This window comes from Bdellovibrio sp. HAGR004, assembly GCF_055397015.1.
Genome location: NZ_AP029176.1, coordinates 879660 through 904640, shown reverse-complemented (window position 1 = coordinate 904640; position 24981 = coordinate 879660). Strand labels below are relative to the sequence as shown.

Genomic DNA, 24981 nt, shown 5'->3' with positions numbered 1-24981 from the left:
CGAACCACTAACTCAGACCCGGAAGGAACAAGTCGAGGTACCAAAGCGCGATGGTCTCGCCTCCGAACAGATAGAGAACCGCACCTAAGGCCAGGTAAGGGCCAAATGGAATCACCGTCTTAAGTCCTGCTTTCTGCTTTCTGGCAGCGATCAAACCAATCACGCTGCCAATGACTGCTGAAGACATAATCACAAAAGGAATTGCCTTCCACCCCAGGATCGCACCGATCCAGGCCAGAAGCTTGATGTCACCACCGCCCATGCCTTCGTTTTTGGTCAACAAATAATAGACGTAGGCCATTCCCCACAGGAATCCGCCCCCCATCAGCATCCCAAAAAGCGCATCCAAAAACTCGCGCTGCGGATTCAAGGCCGCCCCAACCAGTCCTATGACAATGCCGGAAAGAGTGAATTCATCAGGCAGAATCATGTGGTCCAGATCAATAAATGTGCACACCACCAAACCGAACACGAAAATCAGATACTCAAGCAGCGTCCAGGAGAGGCCTGCGTAATGGTAGCTCAGTGCGAACAACACCGCCGTGATCAGTTCAACCAAAGGGTAACGGAAAGAGAACTTTGCATGGCACTTGCGACAACGCCCGCGAAGGATAAACCAGCTGAAAATAGGGATGTTGTCGTACCACTTTACCGGGGTCTTGCAGCTGTAACAATAGCTGCGTGGCTTGACGATGCTTTCTTCCCTGGGAAGACGATAGATGATGACGTTCCCGAAACTGCCAAAGATCGCACCCAAAACAAAGAAAAGGACATAAAAGCCCGTATCCAAATCAAACAATGTCTTTTCTCCTGAAGAAGAAGTTGGTCAACAAAATGGCCAGTAAAGCCCAGCCTGTCATGTGCGCCAGCATCCATAGAATGTTGTCAAACGGAATGCCATTTTCAAGGAAGTAAGCTGATTTCCAATTCATGCGGTAGAAGTTGGGTGTCACCCAGTGCAGAACCTTCACAGCCTGCACAAAGACCTCTTCCTTACTTTTTTCAGCGAAAAAGGTCAGGTCCCCCAGCCAGTGCCCCAGCAGGAAAACCATAAACCCGGCCCCCAGGGCCAGAACAGGTCGCACCACCAGACTGAAGAAGATCACCAGACACAGAATGACAGCACTTTCACACCACAGACTTAGACCGATTTCCAAAAATGCCGGCAGAAGTTGGGACTCTTTCCACAGACCCAACAGCAAAAAAAGCACCACACCCAAGGCACTCATCAGAAGAGTGTTCAATGCCAGGACTCCAAACAGCTTCCCCAGAATAAACTGAGCGCGACTGACGGGTCGGGAAAGAATCAACAGACAAGTCTGCTTTTCAATCTCCTTGGCCAACAGATAAGATCCTGCAAACAAAGAAATCCCCAAACCGGAAATTTGAATCGCCATAAAGCCAAAGTCTGCCAGAATTTTTCTTTGTTCCGCAAAAGACAATGCCCCCAAAAGGAAACTCAGGGCCAACAGGGCCACGGCAATCAGGACCGCCACCATAAAGATTTTTTCTCTTAGCATTTCACGCAAAGTGGTGCGCGCTAAAGTCCATACCTTATACACGGCCTTCCTCCTTGCCCTTCAGCACAGAGAAAGCTTTTTCCAAGCTTTGATATTCCGCCATGAACGAGCTTAAAACTCCGTCATAAAGAATCTGCCCCCGATTGATCACCACAAGATGTGAACACAACTCCTCCATATCCTGAAGAAGATGGCTGCTAAAGAATAAACTGACTCCGCGTTTTTGTTCTTCCCGCAGAATATCTTTCACCATGGCCCGGCCGTCCGGGTCCAAACCGGACATGGGCTCATCCAGAATCAGCAGATCCGGACGCGTCAGGATCGCCTGAGCAATCCCAATTCTTTGCAGCATACCTTTGGAATAAGTACGCAAGCGACGGTCTTTGGCCTCAAAAAGATCCACCTTTTTCAGGGCCTCATGAGCCCGCTCGTGGAAGTCCTTTAGAGACGCTCCATAACAAAGATTCCAGTGCAAACGCAGAAATTCCATCCCCGTCAGAAATTCGTAGAGATAAGGACGTTCGGGCAAATACCCCACGCGGGTTTTGCTTTCACTGGTCAGCGGCTTTCCGAAAAAGTGAATCTGTCCGCTGTCGGGACGGATAAAATCGAAAATACATTTAATGGTGGTGGTCTTGCCAGCCCCATTGCTGCCGACAAAGCCGGAGGTTTGCCCCTCTTGAAGTGCGAAGCTGACATCACGCAAGACATGACGGTCTTTTTCAAAAAGACCGCCCTTGAATGTCTTATTCAGCTTTTCAATAGATAATACAGACATTATTTGCTTAAGGCTTCAGCTCAATATTCAGAGCCTTCACCATCTCCCTCACAGGATCATACTGTTTAGAAGTGGCCGGCATCAAGTCACGAGAGCCCAAAATTTCGGAGTAAGTGTTCTTGTTGCGGGTCTGCTCCAGAATATCAATCAAAGTGAACATCAAAGTGTGCGTGATTTTCGGATAGGTGTCGTAAAATTCCTGACGAACACAGAATGGATCATTGGGGATCGGAGCACTCTTCCATAAAATACGGTATTGGGCCTTTTTATCTGTCCCAAACTTTTCCCAAGCTCCTTCAAGACCCTTTTCATCATCACTAAAGACCGCAGCCGCATCCACCTTCTTGGCTTCCAGGAACTGGATGGAGGCCTGATGATTGCCGGTGAACGCAACTTCCTTGAAGTCCTTGTCTTGCAGACCAATCTTGCGCAAAGCCACCTGAGGATACAGGTAACCGGACGAGGACTTGTCATCCACAAAAGCAATACGCTTGCCTTTGAGATCTTTCAACTTTTTGATCCCAGAATTCTTCGGGGTCACAATCACTGAGTAATAGTACGGATGATTCCACACTTTTTTCAGCAAAACCTTGGCTTGAGCCTGTTGTTCAGCAAACACATAGGTTGAAGATGAGAAAAAGGCAAAATCCACCTTTTTGGTTTTCATCGCCTCAACAAGGCCCGCATAGTTCTTGGAAATATAGATATTCACCGGAATGTTGAGCTTGGCCTGAAGTTCTTTTGCCAGGGCCAACCCCTGCTCGCGCAAATTCTCGGGATTACCACCCGGAATCACCCCCAGAGTGATCGACGGCGGGACTGCTTCCGCAGTGACTTCCGCCGCATGTGCTGTGGAAAGTGAGAGAATTGCCAGCAAACCGAGAATGAGTCGTTTCAAAATGCCTCCATAGCCCCCAGGGCCTCGACTGATGATGACTCATTTCTTTCGTTTTTCAAAGCAAGAACAAAGGCCTCGGCCGCATCACTTTCGGTGATACACGGGATGTTGTAGTCTGTACAAGCTCGACGAATGTCGAAGCTGGCCTCGATTGCACGACGGCCCGAGGTGGTATTGATCACAAACGCCACTTCGCCTGAACGAATCTTGTCCACGCAGTGAGGACGGCCCTCATCGACCTTCCGCAACGACAGACAGTTCACACCTCTTTCATTAAAGAATGAAGCCGTTCCAGTTGTGGCCGAAACCCCATAACCCATGCGTTGCAGTTCGCGCGCCAAAGGCAGCATGATTTCCTTGTCCTTGTCGCGCAACGAGAAGAACACCTGCCCGATCTTTGGAAGTCTTATGTTACTTGAAAGGAAGGCCTTTGCCAGAGCTTCGGAATAGTTCTTTCCGCGCCCCATACTTTCCCCTGTGGATTTCATTTCGGGGCCCAGAATCGAATCAGATTCCGGGAACTTTTTAAACGGGAAGACCACACCTTTGACAGAAACTGTCTGAGTGTTTCTCCAGTTTAAGGTATCCAGCTTCAGATCTTTCTTTTTCTTCCCCAGCATCGCGGCAACACCCATATCAATCAGCGGAATCCCCGTGGCTTTGGCCACAAAAGGAACCGAGCGAGAGCTGCGCGGATTGGCTTCGAGCATGTAAACCACATCGTCTTTCACAGCCAGCTGCAGATTCAAATGCCCGATCACTCCAATACGATGGGCAAGCTGTTTGCTCAGATCCTCAATACGCGCACAGGTTTCATCTTTCAGACGGTGCGGAGGCAAAACCCCCATCGAGTCCCCTGAGTGAACTCCCGCGGCTTCGATATGCTCCACGACTCCACCGACGACCACCCAGTCCTCGCCCCGAACCAGATCCACATCCACTTCCAACGCACCTGCCAGGAACTGGTCCATCAGGCAGGGCTTTTCTTCCGAGATATAGTCCTTGTGACGTTGGAAGTATGACAGAAGCTCTTCGGTGTTTTCGATAACTTCCATACGGCGTCCACCCAAAACATAACTTGGGCGGCAGATCATCGGATATCCCACTGTTTTTTCAAGTTTCAGGGCTTCTTCCAAAGACCCCGCCATACCGGAATTGGGAATGGCAAAGTTCAATTCGCGGCAGATCTTCGAAAACAGCCCGCGGTCTTCCGCAAGATCTATTGTCTCCAACGAAGACCCCAGAAGACGATAGCCGGCCTTCACCAGCTCCGGAGCCACCCCGATCGGCGTCTGTCCGCCCAGCTGTGCGACAAAGCCCATCGGTTTGATAAAGCGCATGATTTCACAAAGACTTTCTGCGGTCAGAGGCTCAAAGAACAAAACGTCAGAAGTGTCGTAATCAGTTGAAACCGTTTCCGGGTTGGAGTTCACCATGACGACTTTTTTGCCGTTTTTCTGGAATCCCTTCACCCCGCGCACGCAACTGTAATCAAACTCAATTCCCTGCCCGATACGATTCGGACCGCTGCCAATAATAACCACGGCATCCGGTGCATTCACCGTCGCCGACATCATAGGCCAGTAGGAAGAGTAAAAGTACGGTGTGGAGGATTCAAATTCGCCCGCGCAGGTGTCCACTTGAGAATAGCGCGGAAGGATTCCGTGCTTTTCACGCAAGGCGCGAATATCGGTTTCTTTCTTCCCCACCAACGCCGCCAGTCTGGCATCGGTGAATCCTTTCCTTTTGGCCTTCAAAAGCAGTTCCGCGTTGCTGTCCGTAAAATCAGCCTTGAAAGCTCTTTCAAACTTGATCAAAGCTTCGATGTGCTCCAGGAAGTAGGGATTAATGCGGGTTAGCTCTTCGATTTCAGCCACGGTTTTGCCTTCACGGAAGGCTTGGAAAAGATGATAGATCCGCCGACTGTTCGGGTACGAGATCTTACCCGTTTCCAACGTCACTTCCGGGATGGCTTGCGGATCTTTTTCCAGACTGGCCAGAGCTTTCATCAGGGATTCCTGCAAAGTTCGGCCGATTCCCATGACCTCGCCCACGCTCTTCATCTGCGTGGTTAAAGTGTCTTTGGAACCCACAAACTTTTCAAAAGCAAAGCGCGGGATTTTCGTGACGACATAATCCAAAGCTGGCTCATAACAAGAAGGTGTCACCTTGGTGATATCATTCTGCAGCTCATCCAAACTGTAGCCGATCGCCAGCAAGGCCGCGATTTTGGCAATGGGGAATCCGGTGGCTTTACTTGCCAAGGCCGAAGATCGGCTGACTCGAGGATTCATTTCAATCACCACGCGCTCGCGAGTTGTGGGATGAACCGCAAACTGAATGTTTGCCCCACCTGTCTGGATTCCGACTTCGTTGATGATCTTGCAAGCCTCATCACGCATGGCCTGATATTCCCGATCGCTCAAAGTCTGCTGAGGCGCCACTGTGATACTGTCTCCGGTGTGAACGCCACAAGGGTCGAGATTTTCGATACTGCACACAACCACGAAAGTGCCCTTGTAGTCGCGCATGACTTCAAGTTCATACTCTTTCCACCCCAGGATGCTTTCTTCCACCAAAACTTCGGAAGTGGGGCTTTCATGCAGGGCGGTCACCAGCATTTTTTTGTATTCTTCCGGGGAATAGGCGATTCCACCCCCGCCGCCGCCCAGAGTGTAGTTTGGGCGAAGAATCATCGGATATCCCAGCTCTTCTGCGATCTGCAGGCCGTGTTCGTAAGTGCGGATCAAATGACTTTTAGGGTACTTTGCACCGATTTTATCCAGCAGACCGCGGAAAATTTCACGATCCTCTCCGGCCTTGATCACTTGCGGAGTCGCACCCAGTAACTGCACTTTATGCTTTTGCAGAATGCCCTTGGAATGAAGATCCAAGGCAAGGTTCAGGGCGGTTTGACCTCCTAAAGTGGGGATCACCGCATCAGGCTTTTCTTTTTCGATGATTTTTTCAAGATAGTCCACTTTCAGTGGCTCAACGTAAACCCGGGTGGCGATTTCCGGGTCGGTCATGATGGTGGCGGGATTGGAGTTCACCAGGATAACTTCCAATCCTTCCTTCATGAGTGCCTTACAGGCTTGAGTGCCGGAGTAATCAAACTCACAGGCTTGTCCAATAACGATGGGTCCAGATCCGATAATAAGAACTCTCTTAATACTGGACTTGCGCGGCACTCTTTCCTCCTAGGTCACGGCCATCAGATCCCCAATTTCCCCTCATTGGAGTAAATCATTTCGGGTCTGACGTGTTTGTACTGTTCAAATTTATAACGCATCTTAATCAGGCGAAGCATCAGCAGATCCGGATCCAGATCCGGATCTTTGCGGTGACGTTTCACCTCGGCCAGAATGAACTTCTTCGCACTTTCAGGATGGAAGCAGAAGCCGCGGGTAAAGACATAAGAATCCCCTTGGGGGATCAGGCGGACTTCGAAAAGTTCATCTGGATCAAAACCAAAGACGAAAGGAGAAGCCTTCACTACCAGAGTTTCAGCTCCAAAAAGGCCTTTCTTCCCGTACAGAAGGTCTTTGATATAGACATCCCCGTCTTTGATTTTAACAAACTCAAAAATGGAATGGCGGTGCTGCTTTAGCACTTCCAATGTTTGCAGTTCTTCTTCAGAGAAACGCAATTCCCGCACCAGCAGGCAGGCTTCCAAAGGGGTCTGACCGAATCCTTTTAGTTCTCTGGTGAAAAAATACCAGTCATAGAACTGTGCCATGCGCGATTCGTAGTGCTCGGAGTTTTCATCCAAGGTCCCGGCATTTTCAAAGAACTCTTTTTTGGCCATGGCCAATTCGTCTTTGAAGGCATCGCTGACAAAGTGATTAAGGATTTTTTCGATCAGTTTTTCGTATTCGTTCATATCATCCGCTCTACAAAGTAGCTAAACAGCCCGGAGGCCTCATGCGGCCCCGGACAACTTTCCGGGTGATATTGTATTCCTAAACACTTGCGTTTTTCACTATAAAATCCTGCCACAGTGCCATCATTGAGATTCACGTGAGTCACTTTCACGTCAGGAGGCAATGTAGACTCTTCCACGGCGTATCCATGGTTCTGACTGGTCACATAAATCTGATTAAGCACAGTGTCGCGAATAGGATGATTGCTGCCTCGATGACCAAATTTCAGCTTGTAGGTCTTAGCGCCCAAAGCCAGACCCAGAATTTGGTGGCCCATGCAGATCCCAAAAATGGGTTTTACACCCAATAGCTCACGGACAGTCCCGATAGCCACTTTCACATCTGCCGGATCACCGGGGCCATTGGTCAGCATAATTCCATCAGGATTATAGGCCAAAAGGTCCTGCACCGACGTGCGGCTGTTGAAAATCTTGAGTTCTGAACAGCGATGTTGAAGCTCTCTTAAGATATTTTCCTTGCTGCCAAAATCCAAAACAGCAATACGAGGCCCCACCATATTATCCCCACGACGCACTTCTGGCTCTTTGCGGGAGGCAAGGTAAACCCAATCCTTATCCATGGTCTTTTTCTGAGCAATCAAGACTTGAGCTTTAGCAACAGCCGTCGTTTGATCCTGCGCCTGAATCAGGGCCCCCCAGGGAGTGCCCCCTTGACGAAGACGCAATGCCAGCATTCGCGTGTCAATTTCAGTCAAAAGAGGAATTCCATTTTCTGTCAGACGCTGCTTCCAAGCCCGATCACGCTCGGAGTCTTGAACCTCTAGACAGATAAAGCCATCGATCCACAACTGACGCGACTCCCAGACAGCATCCTCGACACCGTAGTTGCCCTGCATCGGCGCGGTCATCACCACAATCTGAGAAAAGTATGAAGGATCCGTCGCAATTTCCTCGTAACCGGAGTGAGACGTGTTGAACACCACCTCGCCCGCGCGATCCGTGCCACCCTGCCATTCGCCCGTGTAGACTTCCCCAGTTTCAAGCACCAGATAGCCGCGCATTACTGTACCTCTTTCATTGTCATATGAATCAGACTTTGACGAACCAGAACACCGTTGTGAACCTGATCCAGCACTTTGCAGCGTGGATCCCGCAGAACATCCGCATCCATCTCGGTCCCCTGATTGATCGGCCCGGGATGCATAATCAGGGCTTTTGCCGACAGAGCTTTCAGGTTCTTTTGCGTGAACCCGAACTGCTCGCGATAGTCCGTCAAAGAATACTTGTGATCGTGACGTTCCATTTGAACCCGCAAAGCCATCGCCGCTGTCGCCCATTGAAGTCCTTGCGAAAGATCGCTGAAGACCTGACATGGCGGCAGCTGCGGGAGGAATTCTTTCGGGCCACACAAGGCCACTTCATAACCGAGCTTTTCCGCCAACTCGAAGTGTGACGCTGCCACTCGGCTGTGACGAACATCACCGACAATCAGCAGTTTTTGTCCGGCGCAGGACCCCAGATGCTTGCGAATGGTGTAGGCATCCAACAAAGCTTGTGTTGGATGACCTTTCTTACCCCAGCCCGCATTCAGGATCGGAGTGGCGATTTTTTCAGAAAGTGCGCGCAAATCCAGATCATCGCCCGTGCGAATCACCAAGAAGGACGGCTGCATCGCCTCGACATTTAAGACGGTATCTTCCAGAGATTCGCCTTTTTCCAGACTGCTGCCAGCCGCGCCGTCCAAGCGCAAAGGATGAATCCCCAGACGTGCGCAGGCCGTTTCAAAGCTCATGCGTGTGCGTGTGCTGGCCTCAAAAAACAAAAGGGCTCCGGTTTTTCCGAAGCCCTCAATAGCAGACGATTTTCCCGCCGCAATTTGATCGGCGAAAGAGAATAGGATATCGATTTTTGTTTTTTCAAGAGAACGAAGATCAATAAGAGAGAAATTTTTCCTAGACGACATCTAGAACCCAAGCCTAGGTTCCAAGATTACTCTTGTCAATGGACCGTGGAAAAAACTCGGTCCCAACGCACTGAAGGATAACGATCCCCGCCCCATTTCTGCTGCCAATCCAGCGAAAGCCAAATTAAAGCCACCCGGCCCACCACCTGGGCCATAGGAACCGTGCCCCAATAGCGCGAGTCGTCACTGGCGTCACGATTATCTCCCAGCAAGAACACTTCTCCAGGAGGCACCACCAGGGGACCAAAATCCTTATCATCCGGATTTTTTTGGAAAATCACACGCCACGAGGACGCTCCCACTTTTTCAGAGTAAATATCGAAAAGTTCAGGATTGGGGTTGTCACCCGCCACAGCTTCCAGCTTGTTGTAATTCACCGGCTCCTCATTTAGAACAAGTCGCCCCTTGATGATCTGCACACGATCCCCGGGCAGACCAATCACACGTTTTACGTAAGTAACGGAAGGTTGATTCGGATAGGTGAAGACCACGACATCGCCTCTTTCAGGCAAAGTCAGGGACCATCTTTGACTGGCAAAGGGAATCTGAACCCCATAAGAAATGCGCGACGCAAAAATGAAATCACCGGGTTTCAGCGCGGGCTGCATGGAGCCCGTTGGCACCTTATAGGCTGTTACCAGAAAATGACGCACAAACAGCGCACACAGCACAGCCAAAACTAAAGTTGTCAGATATTCCCGCCAGCGATTCATCCTTAAATCCTAAACGGAACAGGGATGCGCCTTCAAAGGAATTTTACACACAGAAGGTCTTTTTCGGGAATCAATGCAAGGACTGGAAGAGTCTGTCAAATCGGATTTGCGAAGGATCACACACAAACGTCATCGTCGGCAAGGTGCTGTGACAAGAAAGCCAGATCACTGACGCCCGCCCCACCAGATAATCGTTCTTTACGAATCCCCAAGCACGCGAGTCCGCTGATTGATCGCGGTTGTCACCCATAAAAAAGTATTCCCCCTCGGGAATCTTATAAACTTGCACGTCTCCAGAATCTTCAGGGGAAAGAAAACGAACCGTGTAAGATCGCTCACCATTATTCTCTGTGAAATATTGAAAGCCCGCCTCAAATCCACGGTCCGACATGGGCGTCATCGTAAACGGATTGCCATTGACCGCCACGCGGCCGGCTTTGACCTCCACTCGATCCCCAGGAAGACCGACCAGACGCTTGATGTAGTAGACATCCGGGTTTTCAGGATATTTAAAGACCACAATATCGCCACGCGAAGGTGTCGACCACTGCACCAACCAGCGGTCACTGAAGGGGATATGAAGGCCAAAGGCGAATTTTTTTACAAAGATATGGTCGTGAATCAAAAGATTCGGAATCATGCTGCCAGAGGGAATGACAAAAGGCTCAAACAAAGCCCAGCGCACACCCATCACCAGCAAAATTGGAAAAAGGAACGTTAGAATCGCCTGATTCCAAGTTCCTTTTAAATTGGGAGTGCTTTTTTCTTCAGACATCTAGTTAACAGAGTGGAAGAAGCGGCCCCAGCGGATTGTCAGAGGGTTGCACAGGAATGGAAGATTCGGAACCGTCTCTTCACAGCTCAACCATACAAACATCGCACGGCCCAGGATGTTTTGTTTGGGCAGGAAGCCCCAGCCACGGCTGTCGTGAGAATTCATACGGTTGTCACCCATGACAAACAGATGATCATCCGGAACTGTCACTGGGCCAAAAGTCTCATAGACGTCACCCTTGCGAAGAAGGATGGCGTGTTCTTTACCCTCTTTGGCGCCTTTACCTGCTGGCAAAGCTTCTGTGAATTCCACATAGTTTTCTTTGTTGTCGTTGATGTTGCCATCACGCTGGAAGTCCGCATCGCGCAGCCATGCAAAGTCATCCATGTTGGCCGGAACCTTTTTTTCAACCGGTTTGTCGTTGATATAAAGAGTTCCGTTTTCGTAATAAACCTTGTCGCCTGGCTCACCCACGATACGTTTGATGAAGAATGTGCTCATGTCCTTCGGGAACTTGAACACGATCACTTCGCCACGTTCTGGTTCGTTGAACTTCACCAACCATTTTTCACTGAACGGAACACGCAGACCATAGGTCAGCTTGTTCACAAAGATATGATCGTGAATCAGCAAGGACGGCAGCATGGAACCCGACGGAATCACATAAGCTTCAATAAAGCCCCAGCGAATGAACAAAGCGATAAAGACCGCCAGGAACAAAGAGCCCCAACCTTCGGTCCAAAAGTGCTTCGTTTTGAAGTCCCAGCTTTTAGGTTTGTTGTCACTCATGATGATTCTCCTAGTCTTCCACTTTCAAGATGGCCAAGAAGGCTTCCTGAGGGACTTCCACATGGCCGATGGCCTTCATGCGTTTTTTACCCTCTTTCTGCTTTTCCAGAAGCTTACGCTTACGGGAAATATCACCACCATAACACTTCGCGGTCACGTCTTTTCTGATCGCGCCCAGTGTTTCACGAGCAATGATCTTGGCACCAATTGCCGCCTGAATCGCGATCTGATACTGCTGACGAGGAATCAATTCTTTCATCTTTTCCGCCAGCAAACGGCCGCGATTTTGAGCCTTGGATCTGTGAACGATCAAGGACAACGCATCGATCGGTTCGCCATTGATCAAAATGTCCAGTTTCACCAAGTCGGATTCTTCAAAGCCGATGAATTCGTATTCCAAAGAGGCATACCCTTTGGAGATCGACTTCAAGCGGTCGTAGAAATCCATGACCATCTCATTCATTGGCAGTTTGTACTCTATGATGACCTTTTTCTCTGTCACATATTCCATCTTCAACTGAATACCGCGCTTGTCTTCACACAGCTTCAGAATGCCACCGATGTAGTCCGTTGGCGTATGCAGAGTCACCTTCACGTATGGTTCTTCAAACTTGGCAATCAACGTTTCATTTGGCATTCCGGAAGGATTTTCCAGCATCATCTCCGTACCATCATTTTTGGTGATACGATAAACAACCGTTGGTGCCGTGGTGATCAGATCCAGATTGAATTCACGCTCCAGACGTTCCTGGACGATTTCCATGTGCAAAAGCCCCAGGAAACCGCAACGGTATCCAAAGCCCAAGGCTGCGGATTTTTCCACTTCAAACGTCAATGAAGAGTCATTCAGACAAAGTTTGTCCAATGCATCTTTCAAGTTTTCGTATTCCGACGCCACGACCGGGAAGATCCCGGCAAAGACCATCGGTTTGATTCTTTGGAAACCAGCCAGAGGCTCGGATGCCGGGTGTTTGGCTGCCGTAACAGTGTCACCCACCTGGACGTCACGGATATCTTTGATACCGCAAACCAGGAAGCCCACTTCGCCGGCCTCAAGAACCTCTTGCATCGCAGGGAATGGTTTGTACTTACCCATGCGCAGGACTTCATAGTCACGATCCGTGGCCATGAATTTAATCTTGTCGCCTTTTTTAATCACGCCATCAACCATACGAACCAGGACAACAACGCCCTGATAAGCATCGAACCACGAGTCGAAAATCAACGCTCGCGGAGTCAAAGAGCGATCCGCTTTTGGCGGCGGAACTTTTTGAACGATGGCTTCAAGAATATCCGTGATGCCGATTTTTTCTTTGGCAGAGGCATGGATAATATCCGTGCAGTCCAAGCCCACGGTGTCTTCAATCTGCTTGGCAACCCCTTCCGGGTCCGCCGAAGGAAGGTCAATCTTGTTCAGAACAGGAATGATTTCCAGATTGTTTTCCATGGCCAGGTAAACGTTGGCCAGCGTCTGAGCTTCGACACCTTGAGCGGCATCAACAACCAGAATCGCACCTTCGCAGGCGGCCAAAGAACGGGACACTTCGTAAGAGAAGTCCACGTGCCCCGGTGTATCGATCAAATTGATCTGATACATGTTTCCGTCTTTGGATTTGAAATCCAAACAGACCGTTTGAGCTTTGATAGTGATACCACGCTCGCGCTCAAGTTCCATGTTGTCCAGGAACTGATCCTTTTTCTCACGATCCGACAAAGAGCCGGTGGCAGAAAGAAGACCGTCAGCCAAAGTAGATTTGCCGTGGTCGATGTGAGCGATAATAGAGAAGTTACGTATAAATTTAGGATCCATAGGGCGGTATTATAAATAAGAAGCGCCGAGTTGCTAGGAACAACTCGGCGCAATGATTAAGGTTTTAAAGATTTTTAAGCCAGTGTTTTAACGGCATCTTTCAGTTGGTCGACCTTATTCAGGCGCTCCCAAGTGAAGGAATCTTCGTTACGGCCGAAGTGACCGTAAGCCGCTGTGGGGCTGTAAATGGGTCTTAGAAGGTCCAACTCCTTTGTAATGCGAGCTGGGCGCAAATCGAAGACCTGACGAACCGCTTTTTCCAGAACTTCTGGACCCACTTTGCTGGTTCCGTAGTCGTTTACAGTGATGCTCACTGGTTCTGCCACACCGATAGCGTAAGCGACCTGAACCAAGCAGCGCTCGGCCAAACCTGCACCTACGATGTTCTTAGCAATATGACGTGATGCGTAAGCTGCGGAGCGATCCACTTTGGATGGATCTTTACCAGAGAACGCGCCACCGCCGTGAGCTCCGTGACCACCGTAAGTGTCCACGATGATCTTACGGCCTGTCAGACCCGCATCACCCATTGGACCGCCCGTTACGAAACGGCCTGTTGGATTGATGAAGAATTTGGTTTTGGAATCGATCCACTGAGAAGGGATGGATTTTTTGATCAGTTCTTCTGTGATGAATTCCTTGATAGTCGCATTGGAAACGCTGTCAGCATGCTGAGTGGAGATCACCACCGCATCGATGCGTTTTGCAATGCCGTTTTCGTACTGAACTGTCACTTGGGATTTTGCATCCGGGCGCAACCAGTCAACCTTGTTAGCCTTACGAAGAGCAGCAAGGTCCTTCACCAACTGGTGCGACATCGCGATGCTCAAAGGCATCAGTTCTGGAGTTTCATTCACAGCGTAACCGAACATCAAGCCCTGGTCGCCGGCACCCTGATCGTCAGAAAGAGTCTCTTTTACACCCACAGCGATATCCGGGGACTGCTGACCAACAGCGATCATCACACCGCAAGTTTTGTAGTCGAAACCTTTGTCAGAGTGATCGTAGCCAATGCGTTTGACAACATCACGAGCCACTTCAGAGAAGTTTACTTTTGCAGACGTCGTGATTTCACCAGCAACAACAACCAAGCCCGTTGTCAGCATTGTTTCACAGGCAACACGTCCCTTTGGGTCTTGAGCCAAAATGGCATCAAGAATACCGTCAGAGATTTGATCCGCCATTTTATCCGGATGGCCTTCAGACACAGATTCACTTGTAAACAGATAATTTTTCACAGCTTTCGTTCCTCATTAGGGGAAGGTTGTTAATGAGCTCGGCCTCGTCAAAAAGGCCATCCTAAAATCAGTCTGCCCTCTTTCAAGCCCCCTCTGGGAGCGGAAATAAAAGCGGACTTTTTTAGCGAACGGCCAACCTAACAAAACGAGTCGGAGGGGTCAAGAGTCCTTGGGTTTGTGGTGGTAAAAATAGGCCAACTCAAGGAAAAAGACTGTAAAGCCTCCCACCAGGCCGATCAGCCCCATTCCAATCATGAACTGAGCAAGTGTTTTCCCCAGGGCGCTGATGGACGGTTCGGGAACCCAGCCCTGATTTTGCAATAAGAACATAAGGATGTAAGCAGCAACACTAATAAAGGTCCAAGCAACGGCATGAGTCCGATTCGTCAGCAGCCCGACAATCAAAGGCAACACCGCAAACCATAAAAGCGTGGGCGAGAAGAAGCCGCCGGTAAAGAAAGAAAAGGAAAACTGAAACACCATTCCGGCCAGTACCATATTATAGGCTGCAGCCACCATCGAACGGCTGATTCGATAAACCAAAGGTGACAAGGCATGAATGATGGAGCAAGTGAAGCCAATGCGGGCCAAAACCGGCTGTTCCACAAAAAACAAGGAAATCAGACTGTAGGTCCACATCAGCAAACCCGTCAGAACCGTGATCAGAACAAGCAGACGACCCTTGTAATGACGAACCAAATTATCCTCTTTGACATCCAAAGAGAATAAACTGGCGCCCCAATGCAAACGATCTTCGTGTTCCAAACAACGTTCCAAACGAAAAAGAGGTGGATAAGCCCACCTCTTCATTATAGTTCGGCACTATAAAAATTGCACGAAAATCAGGCCGCCTTTTTCCAGCGGGCAAAAGTCTCATAACGGGTCTCTTTTGTGCTTTCCGGTTTCTTATGGTCTTTGTATTGTTTGTTCACCTTCAGGAACTGCTTTTCAAGCTTTTCCGCCGCGGAATCGACAACACTGTACGCATCCGGTCCGTAGGCCGTCGCCTTGAAATACTTCTCTCGGGTGTTCACGGAAATCTCAACGCAGAATTCATTCTTCTGCTTACTGAAATACACGTTGCCGTAGCCCTCTTTAAGCAGGAAGCGCCCGATCTCAGACATTTTTTCTTCTGTGTGGTTCACCAGGGAATCGGAGTGATCGAGATGCTTAAAGGTATAGTTGAGTTTCATGTTTTCTCCTTCTTGGCCCCTTTCAAGGCCTTGGTTTCGTACCTGGACTTCTTATCGGTCCAGCCGGACTAAAGATGAGCCCTATTTTGAGACTCATTTGGTTTTTCTTTGGGTTAATAGACAGGCCTTAAAAATTTCAACATCCTGCTGATTTTTTAGATATTTCGCCACGGGAGCCATAGATGTATAGGCTTCCTGACATTGGCCGCGACTGAATTCAAGCTTGGCATCAAAATAAGAATCCCTCAAAGCTGCGGGCAAACGGTCGACCGTGCGAGGCTCCACCTCCCCGGCTTCGATTTTTCTTTTATATTCACGCAAAGCCTCTTCGGACTTGCGGCGCAGTTCCCGGATATCAGCATAACGAGGAACATGTGGTGGAATTCTTTTGGATGCTTCCAGTGCTCCTTCATAGTTTCCGGCCTGGAAATAGGTCTCCGCACGCTCTATTCGCGTGGCAATTTCATTCGGATCAATCTTTTTATTCGAAGAGCCAAAAGGATTGGCAAGGATTCCCAAGGACAGGCCCGAAAGGGCGACCGCATACATGGCGAATTGTGCTGGCTTAATCATAGGAAACTTATCGGAAACCCCCGACTAAAGATGAGGAATTTCCATGTTCCAATTCGAGATTTGGGCGAAGAAAAAAGCGCGCTTCGCCCCGGGAATGTCTACAGATTCACCATTTTCTTATAATACTCCAGAAGCTTTTTGGCCCCGTGAAGTAAATTGGCTTCCCAATCATTGTGCGCATTATGATCCGCACCATCGGTGATATATTTTAAAGAAATCAACTGCACATTCATTTTGCGACAGACTTTGGCCAGCGCATAACCTTCCATGTCCACCAGATCACAGGCCACTTTGGGCGTGCCGGTTTCAAAGGCGTCACCGGTTCCACAAATGCCCGAACTTAGTTCAGGGAAATACGGAATCAAATCAATCGCTCCGGGCAAGGGATCAAAAGGAGTTTCCCCCACTTTGAAACCCAACGGAGAAATATCCATATCCCGCTGCACGAAGCTGGACACCTCGACAAGATCATGGGTTTTAAAGCGCGAACTGCCCGCCGTACCCAGGTTGATCATCACTTTGCACTTGGTTTTGTGAATGGCATCCAAGGCGGCATAGGTGGCGTTCACCTTGCCGATACCAGAGTATATAACAGGAATATTTTCTTTTTCAAAAAGCCCCTGCGACTCTCCGGGAAGAGCCATGATCAGAGCCACGTCATTAATATTGAACAAGGGAATAGACCTCTTCGTTTTTAAATTTCATTTTATTCAGGAATGTCAGATTCACCAGAACCGCGACGGACTCCACCTTGTAGCCCGCAAGAATGCTTAAATCAATAGCCGCCTGCAGAGTTCCGCCCGTGGCCAACACGTCGTCGATGATCATGATATTGCCCTGACCCAAAGGCAGCTCAATTTCCGCCGTGCCGTATTCCAAGGCGTATGAAACTTTTTTGGTGGGTGGAGGAAGCTTCCCCGCCTTACGAATGGGAAGAAAACCTTTTTGGTGTGTCGCCGCCATATGAGAGGCCAGAATGAACCCCCGGGACTCGATGCCTGCAAAATAGTCCACCTGACTCAAATCCACATTCTTCACAAGCTGCCTTGAAACAAACGCCATGGCATCTGGGTTCTGCAAAAGTGGTGACATATCACGAAACAAAATTCCCTCTTTAGGAAAATTTGGCACGTCGCGAATCAAACTCTTTAGATCCATAAAGCTTCTCCCCGAGAATCCTTATCTTATTTGCAACACGGCCCCGAGTAAAGAGGCCTTGGTCTTGTTGACCGGTTTTGTTCCTGCAAAGATTTTAATAGAAAAAAGCCCTCTCGAAGAGGGCTTTTTTTAGAAGTATTTCTTACGTTGCGAAGATGGCAAGATCTTCAGCATATCGCGGTATTTCGCCACGGTACGACGGGCAATCTGGATACCTTCGACCTTCAAAAGATCCACGATTTTCTGGTCGGACAATGGGTTCTTCGGATCTTCTTTGGAAACCAGATCCTTGATCTTGATCTTCACAGACTCGGAAGCCAGAGAATCCCCGTCAGAAGAACTGATACCAGAGTTGAAGAAGTATTTTAGCTCATAAATACCCTGAGGCGTGTGCACGTACTTGGCCGTCGTCACACGGCTGACGGTGGATTCGTGCATGCCGATATCATTGGCGATATCACGCAAAACCATCGGCTTTAAGTGCTCAGAGCCTTTTTCAAAGAAGTCGCGCTGATGCTTCACGATGGATTCTGTCACCTTGTAGATCGTGCGCTGTCTTTGGTGAATGGACTTAATCAACCAAACCGCTGAACGCAGCTTTTCCTGAATATAATCCTGGGTTTTATCCCCGGTGGTTTTGCCACCTTTTAGCATGTTTTTATAGAAGTTGGAGATTTTCAAACGTGGCAGACCGTCTTCATTCAAAGACACCACATAGTCATCGCCTACTTTATAAACGTAAACATCCGGAGTCACATAGTGCGTGTCACTGCTGACAAACGCGCGACCTGGCTTCGGATCCATGGCGTAGATGATCTTGCAGATTTCCACAATATCTTCCACGTCACGGTTCAAGGCCTTGGCGATGGCCTCGTAGTTTTTCTTTTCCAGATCCTTGACGTGATTTTTGATCAGCGTCACCAGATCATGAGTGTCTTCTTCCATGTGTTTGGCCTGGATCAGAAGACATTCCTGCAAATCGCGCGCGCCGACGCCTGGAGGGTCAAATTCGTGAATCAGGGTCAAAGTGTCTTCCAGAAGCGCCAGATCCACTTTTTCCTCTTCCGCAATTTGCTCCAGAGGAACCTTGATATAACCGTCGTCATCAATCGCACCAATCAGGGCGTCTGCGGCTCTTTCCTCTTCTTCAGAGAAGCCGTTCATTTTCACTTGCCAGTAAAGATGGTCATGCAGGGTTTGAGACGCCGTGATGACGTTCTCGTAGTTCATGATTTCTTCAGAACCTGCCATACCGGACTGAGGAGGTTTTTGGTTGGCTTCGATGTAGGATTCCCACTCGAATTCATCCTGTTTTTGCGGGTCCTGAATATTCTGCTGGTCCGGAGCTTCTGAATGCTCCACTTCGTTGGCAGCCTCCTTGGTGCGCTGAAGATCTTCTTCTTTCAGTGCGGATTCTGCCTCCTCAAGAATAGGATTTTCCTCCAGCTCCGAGCGAACAGCCGATTCCAACTCCATGCGCGACATCTGCAAAAGCTTGATCGCCTGTTGCAGCTGCGGAGTGATTACCAGAGACTGGCTCAGGTTCATCGTCTGTCGAAGAGCCATTAAAATTTCCCTTTCCTGTGAAACTGCTATAGCTGGAGGCGACTGCCTTTATCAGCTTTACAGCTTAAAGTTTTCGCCGAGATAGAACTTACGCGCCAATTCGGAATTTGCAATTTCGTCTGAACTTCCGCTGACCTGGATCTTCCCGTCCTTCAGTATATAAGCATAATCACAAATGCCCAAAGTCTCACGCACGTTGTGATCAGTAATTAGAATTCCTATACCTTTGGCCTTAAGTTCGCGGATGATATTTTGAATATCGGCGACCGCGATCGGGTCAATCCCGGCAAAGGGTTCATCCAATAGAATGAACTTCGGAGAGCCTGCCAAAGCCCGGGCAATCTCCACACGGCGGCGCTCCCCTCCGGAAAGGGCATAACCATAACTGTCACGGATATGACCCACGTGGAAGTCCCCGATCAACTGCTCCAGGCGCTCTGAGCGCTGCGCTCCTGAATAGCCATGGGCCTCCAAAGCCACCGTGATATTCTCCGCCACCGTCAGCTTGCGGAAGATGCTGGGCTCCTGAGCCAGATAGCTCAAGCCCACACGGGCTCTTTTATACATTGGTTCCTGCGTGATGTTTACTTCATCCAGATTGATCGAGCCGGAATCAGGCTGGACCAACCCCACCACCATGTAAAAGGAAGTGGTTTTCCCCGCCCCGTTGGGCCCCAGCAGACCGACCACTTGGCCGGATTCCACAGAGAAAGAGGCGCCATCAACGACCTTGCGCTTTTTGAAAGATTTAGAAATGTCTTTGATGGTGAGCATGCTCATTGGTCTTTATTCTCCACCTTGGCCCGTACTCTTTCTACCTTAACCTTTTTTCCGCCATCGAGAAAGATGATTTCCTCGCCGGTCAGTTCATCATTATTCTGAATCACTTTAGGACGGCCTTTGAAGGTGTATTTATTGGCCAGCAGGTCCAGATCCACATTTTCCGCGGTCGCAAACTTATCCATGTCACTGACCCGAACGCCGCCCTTAATGGCCACGGAACTCAGGACGTCCGCACCTTTGCCATACAGGAAGGAGGCCTCAGGCCCCTCTAGCTTCATGTTATCGTAGCTCATGCGAACGGCCCCCAGAAACCGGGCCTCACGGCTTTTACCGCTGAACTCAGCTCCATCGGCGACGATGTCGAAGGATTTGCCATCCTTCATCGGCTTCTGCGCCGTCACTCGCTTTTCGATCAGCATCTTGGATTGATCTACCAGCACCTTCATGCTGGCCCCTTTAAGGAACAAGGCCGCACCTGATGAATCCCGGGGGCCTTCCATCAGCACTTGCTCTGGACTTTCAATGCGGCGGGTTTTCGAGGAGTAAAAGATCGAAGGCGTCTTGAAAACATAGCCATTCTCGGACTTGGTCACTACATTTCCGATGACACTCAAGTCCTTGGATTTGGAATCAATGGCACCCTCATCCCCGGTTACGGTGAATTCCACTTTTTCCATATTATAGAAAAGCACCCGAACCTGCTTCAGTTTCCAGGTGCCTTCCCCCTGATTACCCTCGGCGGAAACGGCATACAATTCCCAGTCACGGGTGCCGGACTGGCTTTCCACCAAGTGCACCCCACCCATACGCTGCTCTGCTAAACTGGAGGGGGGTGGCACCCCTTTATTCTTCTTCGCCTCTTCCTTTTGACGTTCCACGCGGGCGCGCACTTCTGCCTCGTCCTCATGCTCGAGTCGGGCCGGGAAAATAATAAGAATCTCGACAAACAAAGCGAGAAGCAGAACCAGAAAAATAATATTCTTATATTTACCCATAGATGAAGGAAAGCTTAAACCATCCCGCAGGATCGGTCAAAAAGGATCGCCTAGCCGGGCTGCATAGAGCGCAAAAGATAAAGGCCCCATTATGAGGCCTTTCACAGTTTGTTTCATTTAGTTGGACGTGGGTTCCTGGGGAAGCTTCATAACCGCGAAGTTGATCTCGCTGGCTCCTGCTTCAGTGACGGTGTACATCACTTTTTTCACTGTGCCGAAATCGACCCCTTTATCGGCCTGCACGGTCACCTTGCTCCAGGCATTTGGATCTTCTTCAGTCTCGCCACGTGCTGTTTCCACAACATCGCGAATCTTGTTCTGAAGTTTGCTTTCCTGCTCTGCCTTGGATTTTTGCAAAGCATCCACCAACTGATCCTTCAGCTTGGCGATCATCCAATCTTCCTGGCCCTTGACTTCATCAAAGGTCGCAACAACCTCTTTGTCCAACAAAATTTCCTTGTTGGAGATCGTCACAACGTGGGACGGCTTCAATTCCCGCACCGATGCCGCTTTTGGCAGAACCACTTCCTTCGGGATGTAAAGAATTTCACCCGTCGCATTGTAGTTCTGCAAAAGGAAGATAACCAGAACCGTGAACATATCCACCATCGCCGTCAAAGACAGCAACGCGGTCACATCACGCTTCCCTTTTCTTTTGCTTAAAATATTGTGGTAGCGATGACGCTCCCCCGGTCTGAAGATGGCCATTACTGTGGCCCTCCCGTCGCAACAGAGATCGCTGAAAAGCCTGCGGCCAGACAGTTATCCATTGCTTTAATCAATTGTTCATAAGGAATGACATCTGCAACCGAAACAATCGCATCCACTTTTTCAGGGTACAGTTGTTTTACACGTTGCAGTTGTGCCACAAGACCTGCTTCGTCAAATTGTTCGTTCACCATGGGAAGACTGATCACTTGTTTCCCAACAGTTAAAACATAGCCAACTTCCTTCACATCCACTTTCAACACCACATCGGCATTCGGCGGAGGCGTCGGGCTTGGCTGCGTGTCCGATTTCTTCCCGTACAGGGAACTACCAATTTGAATCATAGACACCTGAGTCCATACGGCGGTGATGAGCAGGAACGTGATAAGAACGCTCATCAAGTCGATGAAAGGCACGAGGTTGAGCTCGATATTCTTCTTTCTGCCGCTGGAGTCGCCGCTATCTATGTGAGCCATTGAAAACCTCTACTAGTCTTTGATTTTTTCTCTATTAGCAACAACCAGATTCAAAAGACTCATGCTTGTTTCAACAACTTCATTTTCAGTTTTCTGAATACGATGCTGGAACAAACCGTAAGCTACGATGGAGATGATTGCCACCAAAAGACCAAACGCCGTACAGTTCAGGGCGTGGGAAATACCTTTGGAAAGCTCCAAAGCTTTGGTCGCCGGATCGGCCGCAGCCACCGCACGGAAGGAACCGATCATACCGATGATCGTACCCAAAAGACCCGCAAGAACCGCGACGTTACCGAAGACAGCAAGGAAGGAAGTCCAGCCTTCAACTTTGGGCATTTCACGCATGACCGCTGCGTCCATGGCAACCTGAACCTCTTCATCCGGGCGCTTGTTCATCGCCTGCACCAAACCAGCTTTAACTGTGTTTGTCAGAGGAGCCGGACGCGCATCACAATAGCTGATCGCCTGACGAAGATCACCAGCAACAACCATACGGAAGATCTGGTCAGTGAACTCCTTTTTGTCCACGGAAAGATTTTTTAGCTTCATCATTCTTTCGATGATCACAAATAGCGCCAAAATAGCGATTACTGCGATCACGTACATGACGAAACCACCCTCAGCGAAAGCACGCTGGATGAAATTCATGTTGTCTACTGTAACTGTTGGGTTCACGAGAACTCCTCCTTAAAAAACTTAATAAAAAAATTAATTAGCCTGGTTCAAAACAAACGGATACGCCTGCACTTCGGCCGTCATGCCCGTTGGGGGTTCCGGGAACACCCAGCTTGCCAGACGACGGCGGATACATTCCTCCACCTCAGCATTGCCCAAAGTGGAGCTCACCACTTTCACATTGCGCGCCTGACCGCGTTCGATGATTTCCCAGCCCAGAATCACTTTACCTTCCATCTTACGACCTTTTTCCAAAGTGTTCAGAGCGCGCTCATAGCAGCTCTTCACTTCATTCAACTTGGAACGGATCACACGACGGATGGCTTCCTTGTCTATGGTTGGATCGAAGGATTCTTCGTTACCACCACCTTCGATAGCCACTGTTGTTTTAGAGCCAAAGCCTTCCGCCGCCCCATAGGCCGCCTGACCTGACCCACGACCCTTGGTTCCGATACCGGCGATCCCTTGTGTCGCTGTTCCTTTACCGCCGGCTCCGGCGTCTTTGAACTTGGAACCCAGATCATCTCCCGCACGGTCTTCATTGAAGCCGGAAGTTCCTGTGGCTTTATCCGCCATCCCCAGAACCTCACCCGCACCGGAATAGGCTTTGTCGATGTTGGCGCGACTGCCACCGCCACCAAAGGCACTGAACAGACCCACTTTGGACAAATCCTTGTTCGAGGACTGCGCATTCGCCCCGGCCGTGTTGCCGGTTTTAACCGCGCCACCCTGACGAGTGGAAGTGAACTTCTTCGTTCTATCTTTAGCATTCGGCTTCGGAGCCACCTCACTGGCCCGCGCAGCCACTTCATTCTTGGCAGCGGCGTTCTGAGCCTTGGCACCTTTTTTCTGCGCGTCCTTATTCTGATCTGCCACAACCACCTTCTTAGGAGGAGGCGGTGGTGTCGGTGTCGCCACCGGTTGTGGTGGTGGCGACGGAGGCTGTGGTGGTGGAGGTGTCGGAGTTGGTGTCGGCGCCGGAGGTGGATTATTAAATACCACCTGTGCGATACGCTGCACTTCTTCCTGTTTGTTTTCCTGCCAGTCCTTCGGGGTGGTCGCTGAAATGTACAAGGCCAGCAAGCCCACCATGATGAGTGACATCAATACACCCATCGTTTCTGAACCCGACAGCATCAACGGAGGCAACATTGGAACTGTTGGCGCTTGAGGCACGAAGCGGATGTAAAGACAGATATTCCCGCCGGGCAAAGTGAGGCAAAGCATTTCGTTTTGATCAACGCGAACGCTGTACCCGCTTCCACCTTTTTGCGCTTTGCCGGTTCTAACCAGATCTTCCGCATACTGGGTGCCCGCAGAGCTGACCAATTCTGATTCCATCTCGTTGGTGGTATTCACGCGAAGGCCTGCGGACATATCCAACAAAGCGTAGCCGCGCGGAACCAATCCTTCCGGCAACGCCACTTGCTGGTCACCACCGATGTTTACACGGATGGTTTTATTACCTTTGAAGTGGTAAGTCGTCAGGATGCGCTCTTTCCAGGCCACAAGGACTTCGACTGTGGAGCCCTTGCCAGGTTTTAAGTGCGTCTTCAAATTTCTAATTTCACTTGGAGGAGCAAATGTTTTGCTCTTCTTGGCTTTTTTATAAGCACCACGCTCTTTGCGAATCTCAGGCTTGACTGGAATCGAGGTCAGAACCGGCTTTTCTTCAACCTTTGCAGTTTCTGCCGGAATCACCGGAGTTGCCACCGGAATCACCGGGGTGACTTTGATTTCTTCCGTCTTTACCACCGTTGCCGGAGGCATGGAGGGCTCGGGTTTGGTCGGTGGAGCTTTGACTTCCACCACCGGCGCCGGAACATCCTCATTTACAACCGGAGCTGCACCGGGCACCACTTTTGGCTTCGGTACACCAACAAAGAAAGCGATGCGGAAAGGTCCGACTTCAATCTCGTCACCAGAAGAGATGGATTCATCCAACACGGCCTGACCGTTCTTAAAGGTGCCCTGTGAAGAGCCCAAATCACAGACATACCATCCGTTGTCGCGAAGTTCGATCAGACAGTGAATCGGAGAAACGCCGTCGGCGTCCAGATCCAGATGCACTTCGGCGTTGTGTCCGACCACGATCTGATCCTGGTCAAACTGCTTCACGCCCACGAGCTGATTGTTTTTGAAAATTCTAAAAATTAACGGCGATCTCAATTAGCACCCCGAACTCGCTGTATATCCTCTGTTGTTCTTCTCATCTCGGGTAAAAAGTTCTCTCTCAACTTGATCAATCTCTTGTAGTTGAAATTCTTCTTTTGGAAGAGATAAAAAAGCTCTGGCTTTTGAGTCGAACCCTCAACCAATTCATCTTCGAAACTCAACGTCGCCTTTTTTTTGGCCGTTGTTGTCGTCGTGGTTGTAGTGCTGCGGGAAGTGGACTGGGCAAAGCTGACTTCAAAGACCAGAAGCGCCGCTAGCAAAATTGTAATGTGTTTTAGGTATCGCAACATAGTCTTCACCCGACCCTTC

Annotated in this window: 26 protein-coding genes; all 26 read right to left on the bottom strand. The window is 49.6% G+C overall.

Translation table 11 applies throughout. The features are described 5' to 3' along the window. Nucleotides 1-7: 7 nt before the first annotated feature. Nucleotides 8-799 (bottom strand): prepilin peptidase, encoded by a 792-nt coding sequence (locus ACZ5ZV_RS04625; protein WP_464120248.1) that lies wholly within the window; start codon nucleotides 797-799, stop codon nucleotides 8-10. Beyond that, nucleotides 792-1562 carry an ABC transporter permease gene (locus tag ACZ5ZV_RS04620; protein ID WP_464120247.1) on the bottom strand — a complete coding sequence of 257 codons (771 nt, stop codon included), beginning with the start codon at nucleotides 1560-1562 and terminating at the stop codon, nucleotides 792-794. The genes ACZ5ZV_RS04625 and ACZ5ZV_RS04620 overlap by 8 nt, the downstream gene beginning before the upstream one ends. After that, the gene (locus ACZ5ZV_RS04615) at nucleotides 1555-2298 is read right to left on the bottom strand and encodes an ABC transporter ATP-binding protein (protein WP_464120246.1); all 744 of its coding nucleotides are present in this window, start codon (nucleotides 2296-2298) and stop codon (nucleotides 1555-1557) included. Before ACZ5ZV_RS04615 ends, ACZ5ZV_RS04620 begins: the two co-directional genes overlap by 8 nt. A gap of 7 nt (nucleotides 2299-2305) precedes the next feature. Further along, on the bottom strand, nucleotides 2306-3196 hold the full coding sequence (locus tag ACZ5ZV_RS04610) for a substrate-binding domain-containing protein (protein ID WP_464120245.1): 891 nt from the start codon (nucleotides 3194-3196) through the stop codon (nucleotides 2306-2308). Beyond that, nucleotides 3193-6387 (bottom strand): carbamoyl-phosphate synthase large subunit, encoded by a 3195-nt coding sequence (gene carB / locus ACZ5ZV_RS04605; RefSeq protein WP_464120244.1) that lies wholly within the window; start codon nucleotides 6385-6387, stop codon nucleotides 3193-3195. The genes ACZ5ZV_RS04610 and carB overlap by 4 nt, the downstream gene beginning before the upstream one ends. A 23-nt stretch (nucleotides 6388-6410) precedes the next feature. Continuing rightward, the gene (locus tag ACZ5ZV_RS04600; protein WP_464120243.1) at nucleotides 6411-7079 is read right to left on the bottom strand and encodes a DUF7986 domain-containing protein; all 669 of its coding nucleotides are present in this window, start codon (nucleotides 7077-7079) and stop codon (nucleotides 6411-6413) included. Continuing rightward, nucleotides 7076-8140: a glutamine-hydrolyzing carbamoyl-phosphate synthase small subunit gene (gene carA, locus ACZ5ZV_RS04595; protein WP_464120242.1), complete on the bottom strand. Its 1065-nt coding sequence runs from the start codon at nucleotides 8138-8140 to the stop codon at nucleotides 7076-7078. The genes ACZ5ZV_RS04600 and carA overlap by 4 nt, the downstream gene beginning before the upstream one ends. Then, on the bottom strand, nucleotides 8140-9042 hold the full coding sequence (locus tag ACZ5ZV_RS04590; RefSeq protein ID WP_464120241.1) for an aspartate carbamoyltransferase catalytic subunit: 903 nt from the start codon (nucleotides 9040-9042) through the stop codon (nucleotides 8140-8142). The genes carA and ACZ5ZV_RS04590 overlap by 1 nt, the downstream gene beginning before the upstream one ends. A 35-nt stretch (nucleotides 9043-9077) precedes the next feature. Then, nucleotides 9078-9755, bottom strand: a complete 678-nt coding sequence (gene lepB, locus ACZ5ZV_RS04585; RefSeq protein WP_464120240.1) for a signal peptidase I — start codon at nucleotides 9753-9755, stop codon at nucleotides 9078-9080. Between the two features lie 70 nt (nucleotides 9756-9825). Next, a complete protein-coding gene (gene lepB / locus ACZ5ZV_RS04580; RefSeq protein WP_464120239.1) occupies nucleotides 9826-10530 on the bottom strand; it encodes a signal peptidase I in 705 nt (234 codons plus the stop codon). Continuing rightward, complete coding sequence (gene lepB, locus ACZ5ZV_RS04575; protein ID WP_464120238.1) at nucleotides 10531-11319, bottom strand: signal peptidase I; 789 nt, start codon at nucleotides 11317-11319, stop codon at nucleotides 10531-10533. It abuts the gene before it with no gap. A gap of 10 nt (nucleotides 11320-11329) precedes the next feature. Further along, the gene (gene lepA, locus ACZ5ZV_RS04570; RefSeq protein WP_464120237.1) at nucleotides 11330-13129 is read right to left on the bottom strand and encodes a translation elongation factor 4; all 1800 of its coding nucleotides are present in this window, start codon (nucleotides 13127-13129) and stop codon (nucleotides 11330-11332) included. A gap of 74 nt (nucleotides 13130-13203) precedes the next feature. Next, on the bottom strand, nucleotides 13204-14367 hold the full coding sequence (gene metK / locus ACZ5ZV_RS04565) for a methionine adenosyltransferase (RefSeq protein WP_464120236.1): 1164 nt from the start codon (nucleotides 14365-14367) through the stop codon (nucleotides 13204-13206). A 159-nt stretch (nucleotides 14368-14526) separates the two neighbouring features. After that, nucleotides 14527-15132: a hypothetical protein gene (locus ACZ5ZV_RS04560; protein WP_464120235.1), complete on the bottom strand. Its 606-nt coding sequence runs from the start codon at nucleotides 15130-15132 to the stop codon at nucleotides 14527-14529. Nucleotides 15133-15209: 77 nt separating this feature from the next. Then, on the bottom strand, nucleotides 15210-15560 hold the full coding sequence (gene hpf / locus ACZ5ZV_RS04555) for a ribosome hibernation-promoting factor, HPF/YfiA family (RefSeq protein WP_464120234.1): 351 nt from the start codon (nucleotides 15558-15560) through the stop codon (nucleotides 15210-15212). Nucleotides 15561-15653: 93 nt separating this feature from the next. Then, nucleotides 15654-16133: a hypothetical protein gene (locus ACZ5ZV_RS04550; protein ID WP_464120233.1), complete on the bottom strand. Its 480-nt coding sequence runs from the start codon at nucleotides 16131-16133 to the stop codon at nucleotides 15654-15656. Between the two features lie 98 nt (nucleotides 16134-16231). Next, nucleotides 16232-16777, bottom strand: coding sequence for a 5'-methylthioadenosine/S-adenosylhomocysteine nucleosidase family protein (locus ACZ5ZV_RS04545; protein ID WP_464121388.1), 546 nt, complete (start codon nucleotides 16775-16777; stop codon nucleotides 16232-16234). A 16-nt stretch (nucleotides 16778-16793) separates the two neighbouring features. Continuing rightward, nucleotides 16794-17291 carry an adenine phosphoribosyltransferase gene (locus ACZ5ZV_RS04540; RefSeq protein ID WP_464120232.1) on the bottom strand — a complete coding sequence of 166 codons (498 nt, stop codon included), beginning with the start codon at nucleotides 17289-17291 and terminating at the stop codon, nucleotides 16794-16796. Nucleotides 17292-17420: 129 nt separating this feature from the next. Then, a complete protein-coding gene (rpoN, locus tag ACZ5ZV_RS04535; RefSeq protein ID WP_464120231.1) occupies nucleotides 17421-18857 on the bottom strand; it encodes an RNA polymerase factor sigma-54 in 1437 nt (478 codons plus the stop codon). Nucleotides 18858-18914: 57 nt separating this feature from the next. Next, nucleotides 18915-19637: an LPS export ABC transporter ATP-binding protein gene (gene lptB, locus ACZ5ZV_RS04530; protein WP_464120230.1), complete on the bottom strand. Its 723-nt coding sequence runs from the start codon at nucleotides 19635-19637 to the stop codon at nucleotides 18915-18917. Continuing rightward, nucleotides 19634-20635 carry an LPS export ABC transporter periplasmic protein LptC gene (lptC, locus tag ACZ5ZV_RS04525; protein WP_464120229.1) on the bottom strand — a complete coding sequence of 334 codons (1002 nt, stop codon included), beginning with the start codon at nucleotides 20633-20635 and terminating at the stop codon, nucleotides 19634-19636. Before lptC ends, lptB begins: the two co-directional genes overlap by 4 nt. Nucleotides 20636-20752: 117 nt before the next feature. Next, complete coding sequence (locus ACZ5ZV_RS04520; RefSeq protein ID WP_464120228.1) at nucleotides 20753-21343, bottom strand: ExbD/TolR family protein; 591 nt, start codon at nucleotides 21341-21343, stop codon at nucleotides 20753-20755. Then, nucleotides 21343-21819: an ExbD/TolR family protein gene (locus ACZ5ZV_RS04515; RefSeq protein WP_374001366.1), complete on the bottom strand. Its 477-nt coding sequence runs from the start codon at nucleotides 21817-21819 to the stop codon at nucleotides 21343-21345. Before ACZ5ZV_RS04515 ends, ACZ5ZV_RS04520 begins: the two co-directional genes overlap by 1 nt. 12 nt (nucleotides 21820-21831) lie before the next feature. After that, a complete protein-coding gene (locus ACZ5ZV_RS04510) occupies nucleotides 21832-22497 on the bottom strand; it encodes a MotA/TolQ/ExbB proton channel family protein (protein ID WP_347357020.1) in 666 nt (221 codons plus the stop codon). Between the two features lie 33 nt (nucleotides 22498-22530). Continuing rightward, on the bottom strand, nucleotides 22531-24666 hold the full coding sequence (locus ACZ5ZV_RS04505; RefSeq protein WP_464120227.1) for an AgmX/PglI C-terminal domain-containing protein: 2136 nt from the start codon (nucleotides 24664-24666) through the stop codon (nucleotides 22531-22533). Then, the gene (locus tag ACZ5ZV_RS04500; protein ID WP_464120226.1) at nucleotides 24663-24971 is read right to left on the bottom strand and encodes a hypothetical protein; all 309 of its coding nucleotides are present in this window, start codon (nucleotides 24969-24971) and stop codon (nucleotides 24663-24665) included. The genes ACZ5ZV_RS04505 and ACZ5ZV_RS04500 overlap by 4 nt, the downstream gene beginning before the upstream one ends. Between the last annotated feature and the right edge of the window lie 10 nt (nucleotides 24972-24981).

Bases quoted from the DNA above. Each gene is read 5' to 3' on its own strand.
- ACZ5ZV_RS04615 (WP_464120246.1), bottom strand. From the start codon at position 2,298: ATGTCTGTATTATCTATTGAAAAGCTGAATAAGACATTCAAGGGCGGT.
- ACZ5ZV_RS04600 (WP_464120243.1), bottom strand. From the start codon at position 7,079: ATGAACGAATACGAAAAACTGATCGAAAAAATCCTTAATCACTTTGTC.
- carA (WP_464120242.1), bottom strand. From the start codon at position 8,140: ATGCGCGGCTATCTGGTGCTTGAAACTGGGGAAGTCTACACGGGCGAA.
- ACZ5ZV_RS04590 (WP_464120241.1), bottom strand. From the start codon at position 9,042: ATGTCGTCTAGGAAAAATTTCTCTCTTATTGATCTTCGTTCTCTTGAA.
- lepB (WP_464120240.1), bottom strand. From the start codon at position 9,755: ATGAATCGCTGGCGGGAATATCTGACAACTTTAGTTTTGGCTGTGCTG.
- lepB (WP_464120239.1), bottom strand. From the start codon at position 10,530: ATGTCTGAAGAAAAAAGCACTCCCAATTTAAAAGGAACTTGGAATCAG.
- lepB (WP_464120238.1), bottom strand. From the start codon at position 11,319: ATGAGTGACAACAAACCTAAAAGCTGGGACTTCAAAACGAAGCACTTT.
- lepA (WP_464120237.1), bottom strand. From the start codon at position 13,129: ATGGATCCTAAATTTATACGTAACTTCTCTATTATCGCTCACATCGAC.
- hpf (WP_464120234.1), bottom strand. From the start codon at position 15,560: ATGAAACTCAACTATACCTTTAAGCATCTCGATCACTCCGATTCCCTG.
- ACZ5ZV_RS04550 (WP_464120233.1), bottom strand. From the start codon at position 16,133: ATGATTAAGCCAGCACAATTCGCCATGTATGCGGTCGCCCTTTCGGGC.
- ACZ5ZV_RS04545 (WP_464121388.1), bottom strand. From the start codon at position 16,777: ATGGCTCTTCCCGGAGAGTCGCAGGGGCTTTTTGAAAAAGAAAATATT.
- ACZ5ZV_RS04540 (WP_464120232.1), bottom strand. From the start codon at position 17,291: ATGGATCTAAAGAGTTTGATTCGCGACGTGCCAAATTTTCCTAAAGAG.
- rpoN (WP_464120231.1), bottom strand. From the start codon at position 18,857: ATGGCTCTTCGACAGACGATGAACCTGAGCCAGTCTCTGGTAATCACT.
- lptB (WP_464120230.1), bottom strand. From the start codon at position 19,637: ATGAGCATGCTCACCATCAAAGACATTTCTAAATCTTTCAAAAAGCGC.
- lptC (WP_464120229.1), bottom strand. From the start codon at position 20,635: ATGGGTAAATATAAGAATATTATTTTTCTGGTTCTGCTTCTCGCTTTG.
- ACZ5ZV_RS04520 (WP_464120228.1), bottom strand. From the start codon at position 21,343: ATGGCCATCTTCAGACCGGGGGAGCGTCATCGCTACCACAATATTTTA.
- ACZ5ZV_RS04515 (WP_374001366.1), bottom strand. From the start codon at position 21,819: ATGGCTCACATAGATAGCGGCGACTCCAGCGGCAGAAAGAAGAATATC.